The sequence below is a fragment of the Acinetobacter sp. YH12144 genome, from assembly GCF_013418345.1.
GTDB lineage: Bacteria > Pseudomonadota > Gammaproteobacteria > Pseudomonadales > Moraxellaceae > Acinetobacter > Acinetobacter amyesii.
The window spans coordinates 115,515-137,822 of sequence record NZ_VPCD01000002.1 but is presented as its reverse complement, the minus strand read 5'-3'; the positions used below and the strand labels follow the sequence as shown (position 1 = coordinate 137,822).

Genomic DNA, 22,308 nt, shown 5'->3' with positions numbered 1-22,308 from the left:
CGGACAAGTCTAATGACGTTTCAAATGCATTGGTGAATAAAATAAAGTCATGTTATTTACAAAAAATCGGCTCTTAAACCAGTTATTTTAGATATTTAGGAAATTCATTTTTACGGTAGAAGAAAATCATTCATCACTTGTTTCATCCGTCAATAAAAGTGCTTTAGAAGTTAAGCTTTTATTGCCAGCTTACTTGTCTCATTTATACGCCTTTGCAATGCTGGCCAGTTGTAAGCTCTTTAAAAATTCAGCCGTATATTTTGGACTATGGCCTAATGCACCACGATGATAGCCATTTGGGATCGCCTGATAGACTACTGGCAATTTTTTATTTGCACACTTTTTGGTAATAACTTTGAGTACCAAGGTGATCGACAAATGGTCTGCGGCGCCTTAAACAAACATCAGTGTTACGGTTAGGGTCATATATTCAATCGACTGCCGTTTTAAATAGCTTGGGGATGGCCTTAAGTCTGAATTTTTTAAAAGATTGGCTGAGGTGCTTATTTTAACTAATTTTTTTATTTCTGATAAATAACGTTTACGGGCCTGATTTAGTAAAGACTGCATATCTGGACTAACCTGTTGATCTACATTGATCGATCTGCTTCGGCTGCTCCCAACAACACGCTGGGGAAAAATGCCGCTACGTTGGTATCTGGATTTGGATTGGTTTCTACGTATTCAGCAATACATTCATATTGATAACCACCCGGTGCCAAGGGTATTGCAGCTTTAAGATTCAATTCAAGCGCATCTTTTTGTCCCTGAGCTGCAACCGCAATAGCAGCTGCACCACCTTGACTATGCCCCCATCACCATCCAGTCTTTATTAAATTGCTTCGGCTTCCAAGAATGCAGTGCATGTACAGAATCCACCACATTATAAACTTAACTGACTACATTCATATAAGGGTGCTGTTTTGGCTTACCTAGTCCTTGATAATCTGTTGTAACCACTACATAGCCATGCCTCAAACAACTGTCGATTGCACCATCTATGACTAGTTGCAAACTATACACAGGCCCATTGTATAATCACTTGAAGGAGCACTTGTATCAGCCACACAGTCGTGCCATGTGCTCATGCCAATACGGTCCAGTCTTGTTTAAGTGCTTATCCTTTTGGGAGTAAAATAAATCCCGAGGTCAAAATGGGTTCGCCATTACCCCCCCTCAACTACGATATGCGATCACGTAAGGTTGCCTAGTATGTTGATATGATGTAGGAATCGATTCACGCTGGAGTGACAACACCTGACCTGACAACACCTGACCTGACAACAATAAAGATAGCTGTAACAACTAGCATCACCCCATAAAGAATTTATTTACAATTTTCTAAAACAACTTAGACCACTTGCCAATATTTCTTCAGCTGTATTTTTAGCTTATTTTAAGTATTAAATAATGTCTTTAATGTTGAAAATCTCTGCAATATTAACAACATAAAATGTCTTTCATTAACTAGAATCAGCTAAAAAACCTATATGAAGGCAAAAAACCATAATAAAAATATGGATTTAATTAGTTCGTCCTCTTCTACCTATCATAGCAACATATTTGAGTTTAATTCATGGATAAAATATTAAAACAAAATATATAAATAAATAATATAAATTCAATAACTTAATCAATCGAATTAACCATTTATACAAAACTATTTTTCCATTTGTCAAAAGCCACAGAAAGCTTTAGAGTCAATAAGTATATAGAGATTTTTAAGCTTTTAACGGCTACAGTTTTATAACTTCTCTTCGATTGATTGCTGCTTGAAAAATTTTAGAATAAGAGAAAAACTGTTGTCACATTGTCACTTTAAAATGAATTAACAAAACGGTTAATGTCATGTGCTGTTGAGCGTGTTATCAATTGAAAGGTTATAACTCCCAACTTTAATACATGATTATAATAATGGAGATACTCAATGAGCGACGACGTTAAAAAATGTCCTGTCACCCACCTAACAACTGATGCTGGTGCTCCTGTTGTAGATAATCAGAACAGTATGACGGCAGGTGCACGTGGTCCTTTACTTGCCCAAGACCTATGGCTTAATGAAAAACTCGGTAATTTCGTTCGTGAAGTAATTCCAGAGCGTCGTATGCATGCCAAAGGTTCTGGTGCTTTCGGTACGTTTACCGTGACTAACGATATTACCCAATATACCCGCGCTAAAATTTTCTCAGAAGTTGGTAAAAAAACTGAACTTTTTGCTCGTTTCTCTACCGTAGCGGGTGAGCGTGGTGCTGCAGATGCAGAACGCGATATTCGTGGTTTTGCCCTTAAATTCTATACTGAAGAAGGTAACTGGGATTTAGTTGGTAATAACACCCCTGTCTTCTTCCTACGTGATGCTCGTAAATTCCCTGACTTAAACAAAGCAGTAAAACGCGATCCTAAAACCAATAAGCGTAGTGCAACTAATAACTGGGATTTTTGGACTTTACTACCTGAAGCTCTACACCAAGTTACGATTGTGATGTCTGACCGCGGTATTCCAGATGGTTACCGTCATATGCATGGTTTTGGCAGTCATACTTTCAGTTTTATTAATGCCAATAATGAACGCTTCTGGGTTAAATTCCACATGCGCACTCAACAAGGCATTAAAAACTTAACCGATGCTGAAGCTGAAGCGATTATTGCCAAAGACCGTGAAAGCTCACAAACCGATCTGTTCAATGCAATTGAACGCGGCGATTTTCCAAAATGGAAAATGTACGTTCAAATCATGCCTGAACTTGATGCAGAAAAAGTACCTTATCACCCATTTGATTTAACCAAAGTATGGCCTAAAGGCGACTATCCGTTGATTGAAGTGGGTGAATTCGAACTCAATCGTAACCCTGAAAACTATTTCCAAGATGTTGAACAAGCCGCTTTCGCACCAAGTAACTTGGTGCCGGGTATTAGCTTCTCACCTGACCGTATGCTGCAAGCGCGTTTATTCAACTATGCTGATGCTGCACGTTATCGCGTGGGTGTAAACCATTACCAAATTCCTGTAAATGCACCACGTTGCCCTGTTCATTCCAACCGTCGTGATGGACAAGGCCGTATGGATGGTAACTATGGTGCAACACCGCATTATGAACCAAACAGCTTCAGCCAATGGCAAGAGCAACCACAATACAAAGAACCACCATTGAAAATTACTGGTGATGCTGACTTGTGGGATTATCGTGAAGATGACAGCGACTATTTCAGTCAACCACGTGCATTATTCAACTTAATGAATGATGAACAAAAACAAGCATTGTTTAATAACACTGCTGGCGCAATGGGCGATGCACTCGACTTCATCAAATATCGTCATATCCGTAACTGTTACGCATGTGATCCAGCTTATGGTGAAGGTGTTGCAAAAGCATTAGGCTTAACTGTAGCGGATGCGCAAGCTGCTCGTGCAACTGATCCAGCTCAAGGTAATCCTGGCTTGCTTTAAGTTTTATCTTTGAATAAAAAAACCACCTTTTAAGGTGGTTTTTTCTTGGCATTAAATATTCCAATTACCTTCTAATTAATCCTTAAACAATCAGTTTTTTGCCTTCATGCATGGTCAAAAATGGATTCATTAACTTTGACGTTTTACGCATGGCTTGATGTAAGTCATGCTCCGGCTGATCTCTAGCTTCATCGGTCAACTGAAAAGTCCGATAATGCATGGCCAATGAACATTTTGACTGTAAATCTTTATGCGCCTGAAAAGCTTCTTCGGGATTCATGTGCAAATATTTCATTAAACGACGTGGCTCATAAGCTCCAATCGGTAATAACGCTACTCGTGGTGCACCTAGGCGTGTATGGATTTGTTTGAAATGCGCGGCATAGCCCGTATCACCTGCAAAGAAGAAATGTCCTGTACTATGCACGATGGAAAAACCTCCCCATAAGGCATGATTTTGATCTCGCCAACCACGACCTGAACCATGCTGTGCAGGCGTATAAACGATACGCAAATCTTCAAACATTTCCGATTGCCACCAATCAAGTTCAATGACATTGAAATGTGTGGGTAAATAATAAGCATTGCCTAAACCAGTATAAATCGGCATAGCAAATTGTTCATGTAACCAATTCAAGGTTGCTAAATCCATATGATCATAATGATTATGGCTCAGTAAAACCCCATGAATTGTAGGTAATTCTTCTAAGGCAATTCCTGCAGGACAAGCACGTCGTGGTCCAGTCCCTTGACGTGGGCCTGCATACTCCGCCCATACAGGATCGGTCAAAAAATTATATGGCCCAATTTGAATCAAAACCGTCGCATGTCCGACAAACCAAACCAACCAATCATCCATTTTAGCCAATGGCCGATTGTGCGGAATGCTACGCGAAGAGGCAAAAAACTGTTGGTATTCTTGCTCACGATCTACTTTCCACGTGTCGCTTTTACGCGTCATGATCCATTTCAGCATATCTTTACGCGTAAACGGATCTGGATTTCGAATGGTATTAAAGAATTTTTCCCCATTAAAATGGTCGGTTGCCAGATAATCAAATACAGGCTTCGTCCACGTATGTTTCATACAGCGTTCAGTACTGATTTGAAATTGTGCTGATTGAGTTTTTTGATTCATGTGTATTTAAAATTCATTCACTGTGCTGACAAACCATGCAAAGTATTTAACCTCGCAGACCTACTGATCAAGACGACCTTTCATGCGCTCAAGCCAAACCTTCCGAGATTGAGGCTTGACAAAGAGTGCCACAATTTCAGGATGAAGCTGTTTAATTTGTGCTTCAATTCTGTTGACACAAGCTTCGATATCATCTGACGTTAAATTATCTTTAAATTCAAGACTCAAAGATGCCAAAACTTGATGTGCCCCCATCTGCTCTGTTAACACCCCATTGGCAGAATGCACCGCAGGATCTTGCTCTGCAACCATCAAGACATTATGCCTCAATTGTGGGTCAGCAGTTTCTCCCATGAGCAATCCTTTAGTCTCACGTGCAAGTAAGATCGCTGAAATAGCGAGCACCACACCAATTAGAATTGATGCCAGACCATCAAGCATTGGCATATTCAGCGCGTGTGATAAATAGATACCGATCAGGGCAATAAACAGACCAATCAGCGCTGCTGAATCTTCAAATAACACGGTAAATGTCGTCGGATCTTTACTGCGTCGAAATGCTTCAAAATAGCCCTGTTTCCCTTTGATTTTACGAAATGCTTTCAATGCCACAAACCAAGAGGTCCCTTCACACAAAATCGCAATACCTAATACGATATAGTTAATCATCGGATTTTGCATTTCTTCGGGGTGATAAATATGACTAATCCCTTGATAAATCGACACGATCGCACCCAAAGCAAAGACCATCAACGCCACAATAAAAGCCCAAAAATACAGCTCTCGCCCATAGCCAAACGGATGGCGTGCATTTGCTGGCTGCTGCGATTTTTTCATACCGTAGAGCAGTAAGATTTCATTTAAAGTATCAACCACAGAGTGAATAGCTTCACTCAACATGGCCGAACTATTCGTGATATAGGCAGCGACAAACTTCACCAGTGCAATCGCTAAATTGCCGAAGAGCGCTGCATATACCACGATTTTGTTAGATTCAGACATTTAAAATTGTCCTAAATTTATTTTTATCAAACAGATCTATTTGATTTTATAACTCATTCCATAGTACTCAAACTGACTGTAGCTGTTGTTTGTTATTTTGTTGTTTTTACACCAACTGTCGATTGTTTCGACAATGCCATCATGTTCCATGTGAAACACGCTCTTTAGCGCAAAGGTATAGAAAAAAAAGGAAGCCGCAGCTTCCTTATAATTCTGTAGATGTACACGGTTCAACGTACTTTATTAAAATATTGCTCGCGCCACTCTTTCCAAAAGTACATCACAATACCAAACATCACGACCACGATTCCAACAAAGGCATTGGAGCTAATATGTTCACTGTTCAACGTCGCTCCCAAAACCAATGCTATGACAGGTGTCATCACATTACTGAGTGACACCGTTGATGCCGCCAAACGTTTGATCAGCCAGAAGTAACACAGCATTGCCACAATAGATGACATGATCATGGTAAAGACAAAACCTATCATGGCACGGCCACTTGGCAATTCGGTTGGAAAATGCTGCCAGATAAAAGGAATGATGAGTACCGAACCCAAGGCAGAAACAATCAGAGAACCTGTTGCCTGAGACATTGGCTTTAACGGTGCATTAATCTGCTTCACCCAAAAAATCGAACTAATATACGACACCATGCTGATTAGCATCAGTACAACGCCAATTGGATTGACTTTGCTATCAGCAGAATCTGCAAAGACAAAAGTTAGACCACCCACTGCAACCGCCATGCCCAACCACTGCAAAGCGACCAATTTATGTGTTTTTAAAATTACATGCCCAATCAAACCGGCAATTAAGGGTGAAAAACCAAAAATCAGTGCCATTAAACCAGAGGTGAGATAATTGGCTGCGAGATAAATAAACAACTGTGCGCCAATCAAATTCAAACTCCCTGCCACATAACTTTTTAATGAGGTTTCATCAAACGGCAAAGGATCACGCATCAATTTCAACAGAAACAGCGCAATAATAGATGCGCCGAAGTAACGGATAATCAACACCCACATCGGATGTATTTCCTGCACACTCCACACAATCGCGAGCGGCGTCGTCGCCCAAATCAGTACCAAAAGAGCATATATACTTGCCGTCAGCGGCAGTGAAGATTTCATTTCATTCTCAAATTTGATTGTTCTAACGACTTAACCTGAAACCCACTATTCAGATCTGGAACTACTCGTAAGACCATTAACTAATAAAGTTTAAGACCAATTATTGTTCTCCCCTTTATCAACTAAATTGGAGGCGGTATGAATGCCACCCGATCGTTTGGGGTATAAGGACTTCTCTTCAAACGATCAATAATCTCCCCTAACCCCTCTTTAAAAAAAGTGGGGGAATCATCCAAACGAAATCCATTCTTCACAAAGACTACTCCCTCCTTTGAAAAAGGAGGGCTGGGGAGGATTAAAACCGTTGAATAGATCTACATAAGCTAAAACTATATACATGGACTACAAAATAGCTTTATAAATGCGACGCTAAAACTAAAGACATAAAAAAACAGACCTACGTTACCGCAAGTCTGCTCCTCTTAGACATTCAGCTTACTTTACAAGTTTACGTAAATCTTGGCTTAAATCTAAATATTTATCCGCTTCAAACGCCGCATTCTTGCTAATCAATTTTTTCAAATGACGCATCTCTTTCGCAGCATTTACAGTGATACCACCCACGATTACACCGTCAGTAACACCAAATAAAACAAATGATGATTCTGCAGCTAATTCAGGATTAACTTCGCCACGTGCAATCCATTCGCTTGCAGCCATATCACCTACAAATTGATAGTTGATATTTAACTGATCTGTCCAGAACCACGCTGGATTTGGGGTTGGATGTTCTACATCCATTACATGACGAGCAAAGATACCTGCTTGCAAGTTCGCATTTTCCCAAGTTTCGACACGACGGTGGTTACCACAGTCACGAAGCTGAGTCGCAACGTCACCCGCTGCATAAATATCTGGATGCGAAGTTTGGCAGTTATTATTCACTTTAATGGCAAAATCAACGTCTAAACCTGCATCAATTGCAAGTTGAGCATTTGGCACAATGCCAATACCGTAAACTACAGCATCTGCACGAAGTTCTTCACCGCCTTCAAGCGTGATCACCACTTCTTCGCCATCAAGCTTACAGTCAGCAATAGAAGTCGAAAGACGAACATCTACACCTGCAAGACGTTGCTGTGCCAATAAGAATTCACTTAAAACACGTGGAGATGAACGACCCATGACCATCGGACCCATTTCAATCACGGTCACGATACAGTCTTTAGAACGTGCTGAAGAAGCAAGCTCAAGACCAATCACACCACCGCCGATCAATACAATACGGCGACCCGCTTGTAATACAGGCACCAATGCTTGTGAATCTTCAAGGTTACGTAAGGTATAAACGTGTTTACCCAAAGCATCGAAATTCGGTAAACGGCGTGCTGCACCACCGGTTGCTAGAAGCAACTTGTCAAATGCAACAATTTCGCCATTTTTCAGTTCAACTGTTTTTGCATCGCTATGGATTTTCACAACGCCATTGCCACGAATATGTTCAACACCGAGTTCTGCCAATTTTTCTTCTGACAGAATTTCGATTTTGGTCTCTTCAGGTTTTAGAATTACGTCTTTAGACAAAGGCGGACGTTCATAAGGAAGATGTGTTTCATCACCCACCAAAATGATTTTGCCTTCATACTTGTTCGCACGGAGTTCTAAAATGGCGCTAGCACCAGCTTGACCAGCTCCAACAATAACGATGGTTTCGATACCATTTTGGCTCATGGGTTTGTTCCTTATTTCAATTCTGCAGATACGATGCCGAAGCCCGCAATCCACTCACTAATGTCTTCGTAGCAATGTGTTGTCATGTCGTATTCGCCCACTTCATGTAGTGCAGCAAAAGCAGCCATCCAAGAACGAACTTCTTGACCGCCACGACCACCTTCAACACGAATTTCAGCTTCAGTCATTGCTTCAATGGCAGCAAAGTCAGCTTTGGCAAACGTCTCAAGCAATGCACGATCCCATTCTGGGTTTAAAGGCACTGCGACAGAAGTATCACCCGCTGCGAGTTTTTGACCGACAGCAATGATTTTGCCTTGACGTGTATTACGTGCCTCTTCAGTTGGATTACGACCTGCAATCAGGAACTCTTCCACTTCTGGTGGAACTGAACCCATTTGCGGCGTTGGTGGATCATGAGACAAACCACCTGTACCCAAAACAAGTACACGTTCATTCTCTAAGTTCAATGATTTAATGAACTGACCGACTGCACGCCCCAAAGCGACTGTACGCTTGGTTGTTGGCATCGGCGCAGCTGCACCATTGATAAAAATTGGAATCGTTGGATAACGATCAAGCTTGCCACCACAAAGGAAATGTAATGGTTGAGTCACACCGTGGTCTGCCTGCATACGATAAGAGTATGCAACATCGACACCTTCATCCAATACGCGACGAACCAGACTGATTGCTGTTTCTTCAGGCACATTGATGTGGTCATTGTCTTTACCATAATCCCAATCACCTGCTGCTTTGGCACGAATACCGACGCAGAAAGATGGCATGAGGTCATAGAAGAAACCATTGAAATGGTCTGGACCAAAAGTAATGATCAATGTTGGATTATAGTCTTCAACTTTTTTAGCAAGTTTGGCAAAAGTTTCGCGAACTTTTTCCTCTTTGTATTTCTCTTGCGGAGAAGCAAATTCCATTAGGGGACTGTGCGATGCACAAATAAGTTTAACGGCCATGGGTGACTCCTAAACGGAAGGCAGCCAAAAACGGCTGCCGAGTAAGTCCTTTACGGTTTTGGCGATTTAGATCTCGTCAAAGAAGCCAGCACGTGGTTGACGTAAACCACGGATACCTAGACCACATTCCGCGTTGATTAAAACGCCAGTTAATGGGCGGTTGTTTTGACGAGAAGCCAATAACACGTATGAACCAGTCATATCTTCAGGTTCGGGTAAGAAATTGAGCGGCATGCCGCGTGCAATCTTCTCAGGATCACGTGCATCGAGTAGACCGAGGTTTTCTTGGCCTAAAGAAGCAGCACCTTTGATGTTTACATTCATACCCGACGGAGCAACAGCGTTCACTCGTACTTTAGGCGCAAGCTCATAGGCTAACTCTTTCATAATCCCAACGCCAGCATGCTTAGACGCTGTGTATACAGGGCCTCCGCCTGCCGAATACAGTGCTGAGTTAGACAAAGTAAATATGATAGAACCTTCTGAAGCTATCAATGCATCAAGTGCAGCTTTGGCACCTAAGATGAGAGATTTGGTGTTAATACCCATAATCTCATCAAAAGCTTTCTCCAGCTGTTCACCCGATGTATTGACGATATCTGCGTAATGATCCCAAATACCTGCGTTTCCGACGAAACAGTCAAGTTTGCCATAATGTTCTACAGTTGCTTGAACTGCGCGAACATTATCTTCATAGCTGGCTACATCTCCTGCGATCGCAAGCACGCGGTCACCAAAATGTTCTTTCAATGCATCAACTTTCGATTGAGAACGTTGAAGAACGGCAACTTTTGCACCTTCTTCTAAGAAACGTTCAACCAATGCCCAGCCTAAGCCTGAACCACCACCGGTAATAAGTGCAACTTCGCCTTGTAGCCAACCCATGATTACTCTCCTGCCATCTCTACGTATAAAGCACCATCTTCAACAATCACAGGGAATGTCTTGATAGGATCTGTTGCTGGTAAGCATAATGCTTGACCAGTTTTCAAACAGAATCGAGCCGAATGAAGTGGACATTCAACAGTGCCATCATCTTCAAGGTAACCTTCAGACATTGAAGCATTACCATGTGAACAACGGTCGTTCATCGCGAAAAATTCGCCATTGTTGTTGAATACTGCAAGCGCATCGATACCGTTAACGCCGCAATCTACTTTCAATGCTTCGCCTTCGTCTAATTCGTCAACTTGGCAAACAAAAATCTTATTCATTAGAAGAACACGCTCAGGTTATGTGAGTTGTAAGTCACCTGATCAAGGGTAATCTTACGGTTGAAGATTTCGAAACCTTGCTCAGTGTCGACTTTGCGGATCTTGTCGTGACGCTTACCACAGTAGATTGTTACATCTTTCTCTTTCTGGGTACGGTACAACAAGTACGTTACGTAAACGTCGTATTCGCCTTCAACTTCAGTCGCTTCAACAATCATATTTGAAACCATGTGTGTTGTACGTGAAGGAGGTTCTTCAGCCCAAGCCATACCTGTCTCTAAACGAGCTACACGGCGTTCCAACAAATCTTTTGTATCGTTAAATACCCAAGTTGTTGGCGGCTCAATCGAACGACGACGGTCACGTGTTTGCGCGTTTGGTGTTGTGCGTAACGTATAAGAAATATCTTCAGCTAATACAGCTAACCAATCGCGGAACTTCCAATCGTCAAGCAATTTTGCTTCACGATAAAGAAACTGACTAATTTGGTGATGGAGTTCTAAACTAATTTGACTCATTTCATAAGCTCCTTCTCATATTCGTCAGCCGCAGCTTCAACGTCTTCCCATTTTTCATGAATCAATAGGTCAGCCCAACGACGGTACATACCACGTGCAGCTGTTTCTGAGAAAATGTAGTTGGTGATACCAGGGATACCATCTTCACGTACTTTCTCGTTACCTTTACCCATTTCCATAATTAATTTGTTTTGACGGGCTTTATAACCACGTAAAACTTTTTGAATTTCAATCCAGTTCTCAGAGTCATCTTGCTCAAGGAAACCAGCAGGACCGAATGCACGTGTTGCAGAACGTTCGAATGCTTCTTTCACTTCTTGAGATGCTTCAGCGTCTGCAATACAGAATGCCCACACTTCAGTTTTGTTTGGACCACGTGGGTGCCATACACGAAGCGTTGCAGTACCGTTCAACCAAGACAATGTTGGGAACATGGTGTTATGACCAGCAAGACGAAGTGCACGTACTTCACCAAGGCGCTCTTTCACTTCATCAAATGTTTCACGGAAGTAGTTCGCCACTTCACCATCTACCCAAACGTTTGCATCTGGTTTTTCAGTAAAGAAGAAGCCTGAACCATGACCGCGTGAACCATATTGAATCGCGTCTTTCGCAGTTTCCCAAACAGGACGAGCAGTTTGTGCAGCACCTAATTTCTTAGATGATTCGTCATCTGGTTTTGCACCCAATACTTGGATTGCAGATGCGTGAGAGAACAATGCGTGATATTGGTCAGATGCGAACTGTTCAGCTGCAAATTTCCAGTTACACTCGATTTCCCACTTGTGTACACCACCGATAATTTCTGTACCACCTGGACGACGGTCAAGAACACCATCTAAGTACCAAGCGATATCGCCCATGTATTCTTCTAGGTCAGGTGTAGTTTCATCCCAACAAGCGAATACTAAGCCTTTGTATGATTTAACACGGTTAACTTCAACAAGACCCCATTTCTCTTTGCAAGCACCGTGCGGGAACGCGCGGTCTTCAAGTGGAATATCTTTTAAAGAACCGTCAATGCCGTAAGACCAGCCGTGGTACGGGCAAGTAAATGCACGTGTATTACCACAGTCTGCGAAACTCACACGCATAGAGCGGTGACGACATTGGTTTAAGAATGCTTTGATTGAGCCATCTTTTTGACGTGCCACGATGATTGGATCTTCACCCATATAGGTATTGAAGAAATCGCCGGCTTTAGGAATTTGGCTCTCATGGCATAGGAATAACCATGTACGACCGAACACACGTTCTAATTCAAGTTCGTAGATGTCTGGATCTGTATAGATAGATGGCGTGATACGTCCATTTTGTGCATCGACTAAAGCATCGATTTCGCGCACATCAATTTTTCCACTCATGAAAAGCTCTCCTGTGACCATAAGGCACAAAGTAATAGACTCAACTTTTCAACGATGATGGATTTTAGAGCGATATTCGGGAAATATTTATTTTGTTTTAATTAAGAGATTTTATGGATTATTACGGTAGATTTTTTTTATAGCATTTTTTTTAAATTGCCGAGAACACCATTTATTTCGTGAATGGTAAAATAATCTTCACGCAATAGTTGTTTATAGATTATACTGAACGGACTTCTAAGTAAGACATTTTTTGGATTACTCCACGGGTTGATTATATGGAATTACGACACTTACGCTACTTTATTACTGTCGCTGAAGAACTCAATTTCAGTAAAGCTGCGTTAAAACTTTATACTGCTCAACCTTCTTTAAGCCAACAAATTAAAGATCTTGAAGAAGATGTCGGCGTAAAATTGTTGCACCGGACTAAACGTAAAGTTGAGCTCACAGAAGAAGGTGCCGTATTTCTAGAACAAGCACGTTTGACACTAGCTCAAGCAGACAAGGCCGTGGCGATGGCACGTCAGGTTTCACAAGCCAAGCAACAGATGCTGCGCATTGGTTTTGTCCCTGTCGCAGAGATGAAAATCTTCCCTTATGTACTACCTAATCTACGTGTTCAGAACCCAGAACTCAAAATTGAATTACTCAGTTTAAATAACCGTGATCAGATGAAATTACTGCAAAAAGGTGAACTGGACATCACTTTTACCCGCAATAACTTCCACAGCGACGAAATTGAAAGTCAGTTTGTACTGCGTGAACCGCTGATCTTTATTTTACCCAAAGATCACCCTTTAGCGAAGTACGAGCGCATTCCAGTTAAAGCATTGAATGGGATTGATTTTATCATTCCTGCACGTGAACAATCTGGCACGTTGCATGAAGCCATTTTGGACTTTGCTTCGACCCATGATATTCAATTTAATATCGTGCAAAAAGCCGACAATATCCTGTTTAACATTAACTCCATCGGCATGGGCTTAGGCTGCACGATCCTACCGGGATACATCGCGCCATTGACCATGAACAATACGGTGATTCGTCCTTTAGATGTCGAATTACCGTATCTAGACTTGTATGTAAGTTACCGAAAAACGGCGAGTTCTGTGGCTGTAGATAAATTCCTTGAACTGCTAACCAAAGTTTTTTATCTCGATATTAATCGCGAACAGCGTTAATTTTCGCCAAGTCATAATTTATAGATATAGCACCATTATTTTTAAAATGAATAATGGTGCTTTTTTTATGGCTAAAAAGTCGCTTTTTTAATCGTTTAAATGTTTTAATCGACGCATTTTATCTATCATGCATATCGACTTGATGGAAAATAACTTATAAATTTTAGTTTAGACATTGATAAAAATTGCTAAAAATTGCCGATTTACAACTTAAGTCTAATAAATAATTCCCCTTCCCCAACCATTCAGATGAGCTTATTTTATGCCTTTTTACTGATTTAGACCGTACACTGTCGACCCATTAATGAGAATAATACTCATTTAAAGTATTTCTTTCAAAAGATTTATATAAAAAAAAGGATGGCAAAACCATCCTTTTTTTGAATTTCATGTCAGTGACAAGAAATTACACACCACGCGCTTTTAAATAATCTTTAATCACGGTGTTGAATTCTTCTGCTTTTTCAACTTGTGACCAGTGACCACATTGGCTAAAGATATGCGCATCCGCATTTGGAACTGTGTTCAAAATATCCCACGTACGAGATACTGGAATCACCACGTCTTGTACACCGTGAATCAACAATACTGGCACAGTAATGTCTTTCATTTTTTCAAAGTCGAGTGGGAATTCGAAACGGTCACGGTCGCGTGCGCCAACAACATCCATCAAACGATTTGATGCATAGTCATTTGCAGCAGAAGCGAAACGTACTTTTACCAATTCGTCTGTGATCAAGTCTTTGTTTACAACAAACATAGACAAGGTTTTCTTGATGCCTTCTTCGGTTAATACAGGGTTTGCATGTGCTTTAAGTGCTGCAGTTTGTTTAGCACCGCCTGTACCCATAGACACGATACCCAATACACGTTCTGGATAGTCCAAAGCCATTTGGAATGCTAACCAGCCACCGAGTGAGTTACCCACTAACCAAGTTTTTTCAATACCTAGGGCATCTAACGTACGTACAGCGTGATCAACCCAAGCACGGATACCATAAGCAGTATTCGGTGCAACAACAGTTTGACCATAGCCAATCGTATCGATAGCGATACAACGAGCTTGTTCACCAATTTGTGGAAGGTTTAACCACCAGTTTGCCGCAGCAGATACACCTGTACCTGAACCGTGTAAAAATAGAATTGGTGTGCCTTCACCCACTTCGTGGTAATGCGTTAATTCGCCTTCAGCAGTTTCAATCCATTTATCTTCTAAACCAAAGAATGAATCAGTTGTATAGTCAGGAATCTGAACAGTGCTCATACATGCTCCTCGTATTGCGTAGAGCTTATGTTTCAATCCATAACGGATTTAAACACAAGGGGGACTCTTTTGGATTTTGTGGTTTTTACAGTCTCATATTACCTGTTCAGCCACTGCTAACTGATACATATTTACGATCATAAACAACAAATAGACTATAATTTAAGTTATTGTTTTTAAATACATAACTCAAAAATATATCCATAAAATCTTTGAGGTATTTCTTTTTTAAATAAACCAGCGAATAAAAAGGGAAGCAATGAATCCACTTCCCTCTTTTTTATCCTGAGAAATTAGAACTTATAGGTATAAGTTGTCGCGACACGGTACTCTTGCAAGTCAGATTTGTAATCGAAATCGGCATCGATATACATTGCCTGGAAGCCTAAGCCCTTCAACTTACCTTCAGGCACGGTGTAGTTCACGATTAAGTTAAGCTCATCAGATTTTTGATCTTTCAGGATGCCATTTGCAGTACCAATTTCTGCATCAGAACCTGTAAAGTAAACCGCTGTAGCATTTAGGCCTTTCGCACCAAGCTCTGCAAAGTCATAACCATACGTAAAGCCCCATGATTTTTCATTTTTTGCAGTAAATGTTGCTATACCCCAGTTGACTAAGTACGGCTGCGGCACCCATCCACCCAGTGTTGGGAATGCATTATCACCAAACATTTGTTGATAACCCAAACCAAAGGTATGCGAACCGTAATTCACTTTCGCACCAACCGATAACGCTTGGTTATCAATTTCGCCATATAGTTTGTCACCCGAATCCGAGTTATCGAAGTAACGGATATGGCTATCCAGTTTGGCTTTGTCACCTAACTTGGTTTTATAGTTCGCGCCGACATATTGCTGTGTGTAGATGTCTTGAACATCGGCATACCAGTAGCTACCACCAATTTCAGGTGTGAATTGATGGTCAATACCCGCAATATACATACCATCAGAAGTTGGCCCAAGATCATAATGACCCATGGTGCCATCTGGTAATCTTTTACCTGGAGCGAACATTGATAAATCACGGAATTGGTTGTCATAACGGTTATTGATCCCGTCAATGTATGCCAAAGTTAACTTAGTATCTTTAATCTCTTTCGACTCTAACCATGCACCGCTATAAGTTGTCATTAGCTGACGAGATGGATCGAAAACCAACACTGGAGAAACTGGTAATAACTCACCCACTTTCAACTCAGTTTCAGATACTTTGGCTTTAAGGGTCACGCCCACTTTACCAAAGTTATCTTTTGATTCTTTACCATCGTGCGGCAAGATCCAGTCTGGGTTTTTATCGCGTGCATTAAGTTTAAATGCATGTTGAACCAAAAGGTCAGCACCCACTTGAATACCTGCACCAATATCTTGATACCCTGACTTGGCATCCAAAGTCACACCCTGTGACCATGAACCCCAGTTACTCGCCGGATTTTCTTTAATTTGACGGTCTAAGTAGAAGTTTTTAAATTTCAATTGTACTTGGCTGTCGTCAACAAAGTCCGCATAAGTTGCAGATGTTCCTAATGTTGCTGTCGCAGCAAGAATTGCTATCCATAAATTTTGACGACGCATGGCTTATTCCCAGTGATCAAATTAAGCTATGACATCATCATGCTCAACAATACCTTGGAAAAAAATCCGACTACAGTATTAAGGTTTATCAGGCTTTTGTGCGACTTGAACTTTGGAAGCTATTTCTGCTTATTTTCCTTAGAGATTAAAACAATAACTCTTTTTTATCATTTAGAACAACTGATTAAATTAACCCCATGTTTTATTAACATAAAATTTAAAGTTTTTTATTTTTTGCAATTACATGCGCTGTATTAATTGCTTTTAAGTTTAAACAAAGTTTTTTGCTGAGATTTATCCTTATTTGAGTTATAAAATTTAGCTATGACATGATATTTAATTTATATAATCATCAACAACTTAAAGTTAAATTTCACCACCATGACTGCTCGAAATCGACCATTGGTTCGCAGAATTTTTCTTATTTCAATCCGCTTTCTATGCATCAATTCAATCTCAACTAAAAACCAAGCCCATATAGTCAGTTGAGACATAAAAAAAGCACCCATTTCGGGCGCTTTTTGACTTAAAGCAAATTAAGCATTGGCTTCTTTTGCTTTAGACATGGTCAATGCCAAGTCTTCAATCATATCTTCTTGACCACCAACCGTACCACGACGACCAAGCTCAAGAAGAATTTCACGAGCAGATACGCCGTATTTCGCTTCAGCGCGTTTTGCGAACAATAGGAATGAAGAATACACACCTGCATAACCTAAAGTTGCTGCATCACGGTCAGCACGGATTTGATGTGTCATCATCGGGATGATCAGATCTTCTGCTACGTCTTGCACTTTAAACAAGTCAACACCTGTTTCAAGTTGCATACGGTTCGCAACTGCAACGAACAATTCAAGTGGTGTATTACCCGCACCTGCACCAAGACCCGCAGACGCTAAATCGACACGTGTTGCACCTGCTTGTACCGCAGATACAGAGTTCGCAACGCCCATACCTAAGTTATGGTGACCATGGAAACCAATTTCGATGTCTGAACCTAGGTTTGCACGTAAAATGCCAACACGGTCAGTCACATCTTGCGGCAACATATAACCAGCAGAGTCAGTCACATAAATACAGTTTGCACCGTATGACACCATTTTGCTGGCTTCTTCCAAAAGTTTTTCAGGAGTTGCCATGTGCGCCATCATCAAAAAGCCCACAGTGTCCATGCCAAGTTTACGTGCAGCAGTAATGTGCTGTTCAGAAACGTCAGCTTCAGTTGAGTGCGTTGCAACACGAATGGTTGCTACACCAACATCATGTGCCATTTTCAAATGGTCAACCGTACCAATACCAGGAAGTAAAAGTGCAGATACTTTCGCCTGTTTCAGGTTTGGAATCACCGCTTTTAGGTATTCTTCATCGGTTGCTGCTGCAAAACCATAGTTCACAGAGTTACCGCCTAAGCCGTCACCATGCGTAACTTCGATTAAAGGTACACCTGCATCATCCAAAGCAGTTGCAATGGCAACCATTTGTTCAGGTGTAGTTTGATGGCGCATTGGGTGCATGCCATCACGTAAAGTCATATCATTAATAATAATCTTAGACATGAAGACGCTCCTTATGCTTCAACTGAGTTTAAAACGCGTTCCGCAAACATTTCTGCGGTACGCGCAGCAGCTGCAGTCATGATGTCAAGGTTACCGGCATATTTAGGCAGGTAATCACCCAGGCCTTCAACTTCCAGGAAGATTGAAACACGGTTACCGTCAAATACAGGACCATTCACCAGTTTGTAACCTGGTACGTATTTTTGAACTTCTTTGATCATCGCATGCACTGATTCAGTGATCGCAGCTTGATCTGGCTCACCTTCAACAAGACAGTGCACAGTATCACGCATCATCAATGGTGGCTCAGCCGGGTTAATGATGATGATCGCTTTACCTGCTTTAGCACCACCGACTTTTTCAATCGCACCTGCAGTGGTACGGGTAAATTCATCGATGTTTTTACGTGTACCTGGACCCACAGATTTTGTTGAAACTGTTGCAATGATTTCGCCGTATTCAACAGGCTGAACTCGTGAAATCGCAGCAACCATAGGAATCGTTGCCTGACCACCACATGTCACCATGTTGACGTTCGGAACTTCACCTGCGTCCAATAACGCTTCTAAGTTTACTGGTGGTACGCAGAATGGACCGATTGCAGCAGGTGTTAAGTCAATCATTAACACGCCAAGTTCATTTAATTTGCGGCTGTTTTCAGCATGAACATAGGCAGAAGTTGCATCAAATGCGATTTTAATGTCGTCTTCAATTACGTGTGCAAGTAAACCATCTACGCCTTCAGCAGTGGTTTTTAAACCCATTTTAGCAGCGCGAGCCAAACCTTCAGACGTCGGGTCAATACCAACCATCCATACTGGTTCTAAAAATTCGCTGCGTTGAAGTTTGTAAAGCAAGTCAGTACCAATGTTCCCTGGACCGATCAATGCACATTTAATCTTTTTCATGAATGCGTACTCTTAAAAATTCCGTAAAACCCAAGCTTATTTCGCTGCAAATGCTGCAGTCACAGAACCAAAGCCTTCAATTTCAACTTTGAATTCATCACCAGGATTTGCCACAACCATTGGGCCTAAAGCACCGGTCAATACGATGTCACCTGCAAGCAATGGACGACCTCGACGAACCATTTCGTCAGCCAACCACACTGCTGCATTTAATGGGTTAGAAAGACATGCTTTACCCACACCTTGTGAAACTACTTCTTCACCACGCGTCATGACCATTTTGCAATTTACAAGGTCAAGATCTGCAAGTTTTACAGGCTTAGAACCCAGTACAAAACCTGCTGAAGATGCGTTATCTGCCACAGTATCAATCAACGAGATTTTCCAGTTTTCGATACGGCTATCGACCACTTCAATTGCAGGCAGTGCATATTCTGTTGCACTAATAATGTCTGCATAGGTGTGTTTTTCTTTGGTCAAATCTTGGTTAATCACCAAAGCAATTTCTGCTTCAACTTTTGGCTGAATCAATAAACCAGCAGGGATTTCTTCACCATCGCCATACGCCATGTCAGCAAACAACATACCGAAGTCAGGTTGATCAACGCCTAACTGCGCTTGTACAACTTTTGAAGTTAAGCCAATTTTACGACCTACAAGGCGACGACCTTCTGCCACCGCACGTTTGGTATTCACTTCTTGAACGGCATAAGCAATATCTACATCAGCACTTTCACCACCAAGTTGTGGACGGATCGGTGCAATCGCAGCCTGATTTACTTCCGCATCGCGTAATGCTTGCGCAACTGATTCAACAACAGCAGAATTCGACATCAATGTTTCCTTAAACTGCAAAAATTGGATGCACAACGTGTTTCATCACCATCAAAATCAAAGTGATGAAAGTCATGTCAGGATTCGCCTAAAGCATTTCACTTGACATACTACACGTTATGTTTAGATGCATTTAGCATCGAGATTTTATAAAGTGAATACCAATACTTATTTTATTTATGACTATAGCTATTAGCTATAAATTAATCATTATTTATTATTAATATTCAAAAACTTAAGTCAAAATAATTAAATAAAATTCACTATTTTTTTCGCCCTTAAATCTGAATCTCTACTAAAAAACTTGGCTTATACGACTAAAAGATAAGATTAAAAGATTATTTTAGCGTCAGGCCAACTTTTACGCATAGGTGTTCAATTTCATATAATTTAGTTTAATAAATTGAAAATTTAAAAATAAATCAATAAACAACAATAAGATAAAACCAAAAATTCAAACAAAAAATCTATTCCAGCTTGTGATAAAAGGCCAAATAGTTGCGCTCAACTTTTTAAGGTAAATTTGCTAGAAGACTGCTTGTTATTATAGAAAAATCTAGTGTTATTACTTTTTTAAATAATTGAATTTACTCATTTCAACAAGTAGAGCTTGCATTACTATTCATTTGGTAACAAAAAAGGTGAAAACAAATTTCACCCTTTTACTCGTTTGTATCTAAAACTATACAGCTAGACGTAATTTCACGTGTTCTAGTAGAAATTCAGTCAAATCACCTACGCTATGTGCAATATGTAAGGGTTGAAAATACTGGAGTGTTTCTACAGTATGCACTCCATAGCTCACGCCTACACGCGGCATCTGAATATTCAGTGCCATTTCCAAGTCATACGACGTATCACCGACCATAATGGCTTGATCGGCACGTAGTCCTGTTTCCGCCAAAATTTCTGCCAACATCAACGGATCTGGCTTAGATTTGGTTTCACTGGCTGCACGGGTCGCACGAAACAACTCATGACTTTGCGTTTGAGCCAAGACACGGTCTAGACCTTTACGACTTTTTCCTGTTGCAACAGCCAATTGTAGACCGGCATCGCGTAATTCCTGCAACATATCCGCGACACCATCAAACCACATATCCCCTTTGGAATGGGCCACATAGTGATCGGCATAACTTTGCAAAATGTCGCTGTGCAATTCAGGAACCGTCGGAAATAACTGCTGTGCGACTTCCGGCAGACCTAAACCAATAATACTTTTCGCATCAGCATCGGTCAGCGGCTGTGAATATTGATCTGCTGCAAATTTTAAACTCGCTACAATTTGACCCACAGAATCAAATAAAGTGCCATCCCAATCGAAAATGACTAGTTTTACAGCTGAGTTCATACGTTTTCCTAGATTTGATTCAGTGTTTGGTAATTCAGATTCTGGAGTGCATCAATTTATTTACCTCACCCCGGCCCTCTCCTTAAAGGAGAGGGAGAAAGAAAACTTACGAAGCAGTCCTGCTCAGGGAGAGAAGTCTCGTATTTAAAACTTACTCGTCATCTTCTGAAGACTTCACCACTTTGTCGGCTTTTTGCGCGCGTAGCTGCGCCACAAGGCTTTGCATATCTTCTGGCAATGGCGCTTCAATGGTTTGGTAACCCGGAATTTCTAAACGCATAGCATGCAGACATAAACGACGTGGCTTTGGACCACGGTATTCAGTTTCATGACCATATTTTTCATCGCCCACCAATGGATGACCAATACTTAAACCATGCACACGAATTTGATGGGTTCGACCCGATAGCGGAGATGCATATACTAATGTTGCATGCATAAAGCGTTCAGCAACATTCCACTGAGTTTTTGATTCTTTACCTTCTTTTGGTGACACACATACACGACGTTCACCATTGGCAAGTTCATAACGGTGTAAAGGTGCATCAATCAACTGACGGTCAATTGCTACATTGCCTTTGACAACAGCAGCATAAGTCTTTTTGATTTTATGTTCACGCAGCATGTCTTGAAGGGTTTTTAAGACACTGCGTTTTTTCGAAATCATCACTAAACCTGATGTATCACGGTCAATACGATGAACCAATTCAAGGTATTTTTTTCCAGTTGCAGCACGTAGACCTTCGATTAAACCATACGCCACACCACTACCACCGTGAACTGCAATACCCGAAGGTTTGTTTACCACCATTAAGCCTTCATCTTCGTACACCACACGGCTCAGTAAACTTTGTGCCACTTTGTCCGATACGGGAACCGCAGACTCATCTTTTTGCTCATAACGAATTGGAGCAACTCGAACTTGGTCACCAATATTGAGTTTGGTTTCCGCTTTGACGCGTTTTTTATTGACGCGAACTTGGCTTTCACGAATCAGACGATAAATGCGACTTTTAGGCACACCTTTCAGACGACTAAACAGGAAATTATCAATACGTTGACCCGCCTGATGCTCGTCCACTTCAAACCAGGTGACGCTTTGCCATTCTTGCGTAGAATTCATACAGTTACTGTGACCTAAAAAAATACTAAAATTGATTAAAAATTGATCATTT

At 41.1% G+C, this 22,308-nt stretch carries 20 protein-coding genes; 2 read left to right on the top strand and 18 right to left on the bottom strand.

Features of this window, described 5'->3' with window-relative positions; all coding sequences use genetic code 11:
- Positions 1-198: 198 nt before the first annotated feature.
- Positions 199-378 carry a hypothetical protein gene (locus tag FTU79_RS02310; RefSeq protein ID WP_180048821.1) on the bottom strand — a complete coding sequence of 60 codons (180 nt, stop codon included), beginning with the start codon at positions 376-378 and terminating at the stop codon, positions 199-201.
- Positions 379-590: 212 nt separating this feature from the next.
- Positions 591-746, bottom strand: coding sequence for a hypothetical protein (locus FTU79_RS02305; RefSeq protein ID WP_180048820.1), 156 nt, complete (start codon positions 744-746; stop codon positions 591-593).
- Between the two features lie 1,181 nt (positions 747-1,927).
- On the opposite strand from FTU79_RS02305, the gene FTU79_RS02300 reads away from it, so the two are divergent.
- A complete protein-coding gene (locus FTU79_RS02300) occupies positions 1,928-3,448 on the top strand; it encodes a catalase (protein WP_111884100.1) in 1,521 nt (506 codons plus the stop codon).
- A gap of 82 nt (positions 3,449-3,530) precedes the next feature.
- On the opposite strand, the gene FTU79_RS02295 is transcribed toward FTU79_RS02300, so the two are convergent.
- The 9 genes from FTU79_RS02295 to hcaE form a co-directional block, all read right to left on the bottom strand.
- A complete protein-coding gene (locus FTU79_RS02295; RefSeq protein WP_180048819.1) occupies positions 3,531-4,586 on the bottom strand; it encodes an MBL fold metallo-hydrolase in 1,056 nt (351 codons plus the stop codon).
- 60 nt (positions 4,587-4,646) lie between these two features.
- Positions 4,647-5,588: a cation diffusion facilitator family transporter gene (locus FTU79_RS02290; protein ID WP_078192768.1), complete on the bottom strand. Its 942-nt coding sequence runs from the start codon at positions 5,586-5,588 to the stop codon at positions 4,647-4,649.
- 230 nt (positions 5,589-5,818) lie between these two features.
- Complete coding sequence (locus FTU79_RS02285; RefSeq protein WP_180021141.1) at positions 5,819-6,721, bottom strand: DMT family transporter; 903 nt, start codon at positions 6,719-6,721, stop codon at positions 5,819-5,821.
- 435 nt (positions 6,722-7,156) lie between these two features.
- On the bottom strand, positions 7,157-8,392 hold the full coding sequence (gene hcaD, locus FTU79_RS02280; RefSeq protein ID WP_180048818.1) for a 3-phenylpropionate/cinnamic acid dioxygenase ferredoxin--NAD(+) reductase subunit: 1,236 nt from the start codon (positions 8,390-8,392) through the stop codon (positions 7,157-7,159).
- 11 nt (positions 8,393-8,403) lie between these two features.
- Positions 8,404-9,366 carry a 3-carboxyethylcatechol 2,3-dioxygenase gene (locus tag FTU79_RS02275; protein WP_180002939.1) on the bottom strand — a complete coding sequence of 321 codons (963 nt, stop codon included), beginning with the start codon at positions 9,364-9,366 and terminating at the stop codon, positions 8,404-8,406.
- Positions 9,367-9,432: 66 nt separating this feature from the next.
- On the bottom strand, positions 9,433-10,251 hold the full coding sequence (gene hcaB, locus FTU79_RS02270) for a 3-phenylpropionate-dihydrodiol/cinnamic acid-dihydrodiol dehydrogenase (RefSeq protein WP_067763930.1): 819 nt from the start codon (positions 10,249-10,251) through the stop codon (positions 9,433-9,435).
- 2 nt (positions 10,252-10,253) lie between these two features.
- The gene (hcaC, locus tag FTU79_RS02265; RefSeq protein WP_067763933.1) at positions 10,254-10,580 is read right to left on the bottom strand and encodes a 3-phenylpropionate/cinnamic acid dioxygenase ferredoxin subunit; all 327 of its coding nucleotides are present in this window, start codon (positions 10,578-10,580) and stop codon (positions 10,254-10,256) included.
- Entirely contained in the window at positions 10,580-11,098 is a 519-nt protein-coding gene (gene hcaF / locus FTU79_RS02260; RefSeq protein WP_180048817.1) for a 3-phenylpropionate/cinnamic acid dioxygenase subunit beta, read from the bottom strand. Before hcaF ends, hcaC begins: the two co-directional genes overlap by 1 nt.
- A complete protein-coding gene (hcaE, locus tag FTU79_RS02255; protein WP_067763943.1) occupies positions 11,095-12,462 on the bottom strand; it encodes a 3-phenylpropionate/cinnamic acid dioxygenase subunit alpha in 1,368 nt (455 codons plus the stop codon). Before hcaE ends, hcaF begins: the two co-directional genes overlap by 4 nt.
- A 278-nt stretch (positions 12,463-12,740) precedes the next feature.
- Between hcaE and hcaR the strand changes: the two genes are divergently transcribed.
- Complete coding sequence (gene hcaR, locus FTU79_RS02250; protein WP_180002937.1) at positions 12,741-13,646, top strand: DNA-binding transcriptional regulator HcaR; 906 nt, start codon at positions 12,741-12,743, stop codon at positions 13,644-13,646.
- Between the two features lie 406 nt (positions 13,647-14,052).
- On the opposite strand, the gene FTU79_RS02245 is transcribed toward hcaR, so the two are convergent.
- The 7 genes from FTU79_RS02245 to FTU79_RS02215 all read right to left on the bottom strand — a co-directional run bounded on the left by FTU79_RS02245 (position 14,053) and on the right by FTU79_RS02215 (position 22,256).
- Positions 14,053-14,910, bottom strand: a complete 858-nt coding sequence (locus FTU79_RS02245; protein ID WP_168377928.1) for an alpha/beta fold hydrolase — start codon at positions 14,908-14,910, stop codon at positions 14,053-14,055.
- Between the two features lie 293 nt (positions 14,911-15,203).
- The gene (locus tag FTU79_RS02240) at positions 15,204-16,484 is read right to left on the bottom strand and encodes an OprD family outer membrane porin (protein ID WP_180048816.1); all 1,281 of its coding nucleotides are present in this window, start codon (positions 16,482-16,484) and stop codon (positions 15,204-15,206) included.
- Between the two features lie 536 nt (positions 16,485-17,020).
- Positions 17,021-18,040: a 4-hydroxy-2-oxovalerate aldolase gene (dmpG, locus tag FTU79_RS02235; protein WP_180048815.1), complete on the bottom strand. Its 1,020-nt coding sequence runs from the start codon at positions 18,038-18,040 to the stop codon at positions 17,021-17,023.
- A gap of 11 nt (positions 18,041-18,051) precedes the next feature.
- On the bottom strand, positions 18,052-18,948 hold the full coding sequence (locus FTU79_RS02230; protein WP_180048814.1) for an acetaldehyde dehydrogenase (acetylating): 897 nt from the start codon (positions 18,946-18,948) through the stop codon (positions 18,052-18,054).
- A gap of 36 nt (positions 18,949-18,984) precedes the next feature.
- Positions 18,985-19,782, bottom strand: a complete 798-nt coding sequence (gene mhpD / locus FTU79_RS02225) for a 2-keto-4-pentenoate hydratase (protein WP_078189749.1) — start codon at positions 19,780-19,782, stop codon at positions 18,985-18,987.
- A 682-nt stretch (positions 19,783-20,464) separates the two neighbouring features.
- Positions 20,465-21,133, bottom strand: coding sequence for an HAD-IA family hydrolase (locus FTU79_RS02220; RefSeq protein WP_180048813.1), 669 nt, complete (start codon positions 21,131-21,133; stop codon positions 20,465-20,467).
- 151 nt (positions 21,134-21,284) lie between these two features.
- On the bottom strand, positions 21,285-22,256 hold the full coding sequence (locus FTU79_RS02215; RefSeq protein WP_180048812.1) for an RluA family pseudouridine synthase: 972 nt from the start codon (positions 22,254-22,256) through the stop codon (positions 21,285-21,287).
- Positions 22,257-22,308 lie beyond the last annotated feature (52 nt).

Excerpts from the sequence above, each read along its gene's own strand:
- FTU79_RS02275 (WP_180002939.1), bottom strand. The coding sequence starts at position 9,366 with ATGGCCGTTAAACTTATTTGTGCATCGCACAGTCCCCTAATGGAATTT.
- hcaC (WP_067763933.1), bottom strand. The coding sequence starts at position 10,580 with ATGAATAAGATTTTTGTTTGCCAAGTTGACGAATTAGACGAAGGCGAA.
- FTU79_RS02285 (WP_180021141.1), bottom strand. The coding sequence starts at position 6,721 with ATGAAATCTTCACTGCCGCTGACGGCAAGTATATATGCTCTTTTGGTA.
- hcaD (WP_180048818.1), bottom strand. The coding sequence starts at position 8,392 with ATGAGCCAAAATGGTATCGAAACCATCGTTATTGTTGGAGCTGGTCAA.
- FTU79_RS02215 (WP_180048812.1), bottom strand. The coding sequence starts at position 22,256 with ATGAATTCTACGCAAGAATGGCAAAGCGTCACCTGGTTTGAAGTGGAC.
- mhpD (WP_078189749.1), bottom strand. The coding sequence starts at position 19,782 with ATGTCGAATTCTGCTGTTGTTGAATCAGTTGCGCAAGCATTACGCGAT.
- hcaE (WP_067763943.1), bottom strand. The coding sequence starts at position 12,462 with ATGAGTGGAAAAATTGATGTGCGCGAAATCGATGCTTTAGTCGATGCA.
- FTU79_RS02240 (WP_180048816.1), bottom strand. The coding sequence starts at position 16,484 with ATGCGTCGTCAAAATTTATGGATAGCAATTCTTGCTGCGACAGCAACA.
- FTU79_RS02230 (WP_180048814.1), bottom strand. The coding sequence starts at position 18,948 with ATGAAAAAGATTAAATGTGCATTGATCGGTCCAGGGAACATTGGTACT.
- FTU79_RS02300 (WP_111884100.1), top strand. The coding sequence starts at position 1,928 with ATGAGCGACGACGTTAAAAAATGTCCTGTCACCCACCTAACAACTGAT.
- FTU79_RS02290 (WP_078192768.1), bottom strand. The coding sequence starts at position 5,588 with ATGTCTGAATCTAACAAAATCGTGGTATATGCAGCGCTCTTCGGCAAT.
- hcaR (WP_180002937.1), top strand. The coding sequence starts at position 12,741 with ATGGAATTACGACACTTACGCTACTTTATTACTGTCGCTGAAGAACTC.
- hcaF (WP_180048817.1), bottom strand. The coding sequence starts at position 11,098 with ATGAGTCAAATTAGTTTAGAACTCCATCACCAAATTAGTCAGTTTCTT.
- FTU79_RS02245 (WP_168377928.1), bottom strand. The coding sequence starts at position 14,910 with ATGAGCACTGTTCAGATTCCTGACTATACAACTGATTCATTCTTTGGT.
- FTU79_RS02220 (WP_180048813.1), bottom strand. The coding sequence starts at position 21,133 with ATGAACTCAGCTGTAAAACTAGTCATTTTCGATTGGGATGGCACTTTA.
- FTU79_RS02295 (WP_180048819.1), bottom strand. The coding sequence starts at position 4,586 with ATGAATCAAAAAACTCAATCAGCACAATTTCAAATCAGTACTGAACGC.
- dmpG (WP_180048815.1), bottom strand. The coding sequence starts at position 18,040 with ATGTCTAAGATTATTATTAATGATATGACTTTACGTGATGGCATGCAC.
- hcaB (WP_067763930.1), bottom strand. The coding sequence starts at position 10,251 with ATGGGTTGGCTACAAGGCGAAGTTGCACTTATTACCGGTGGTGGTTCA.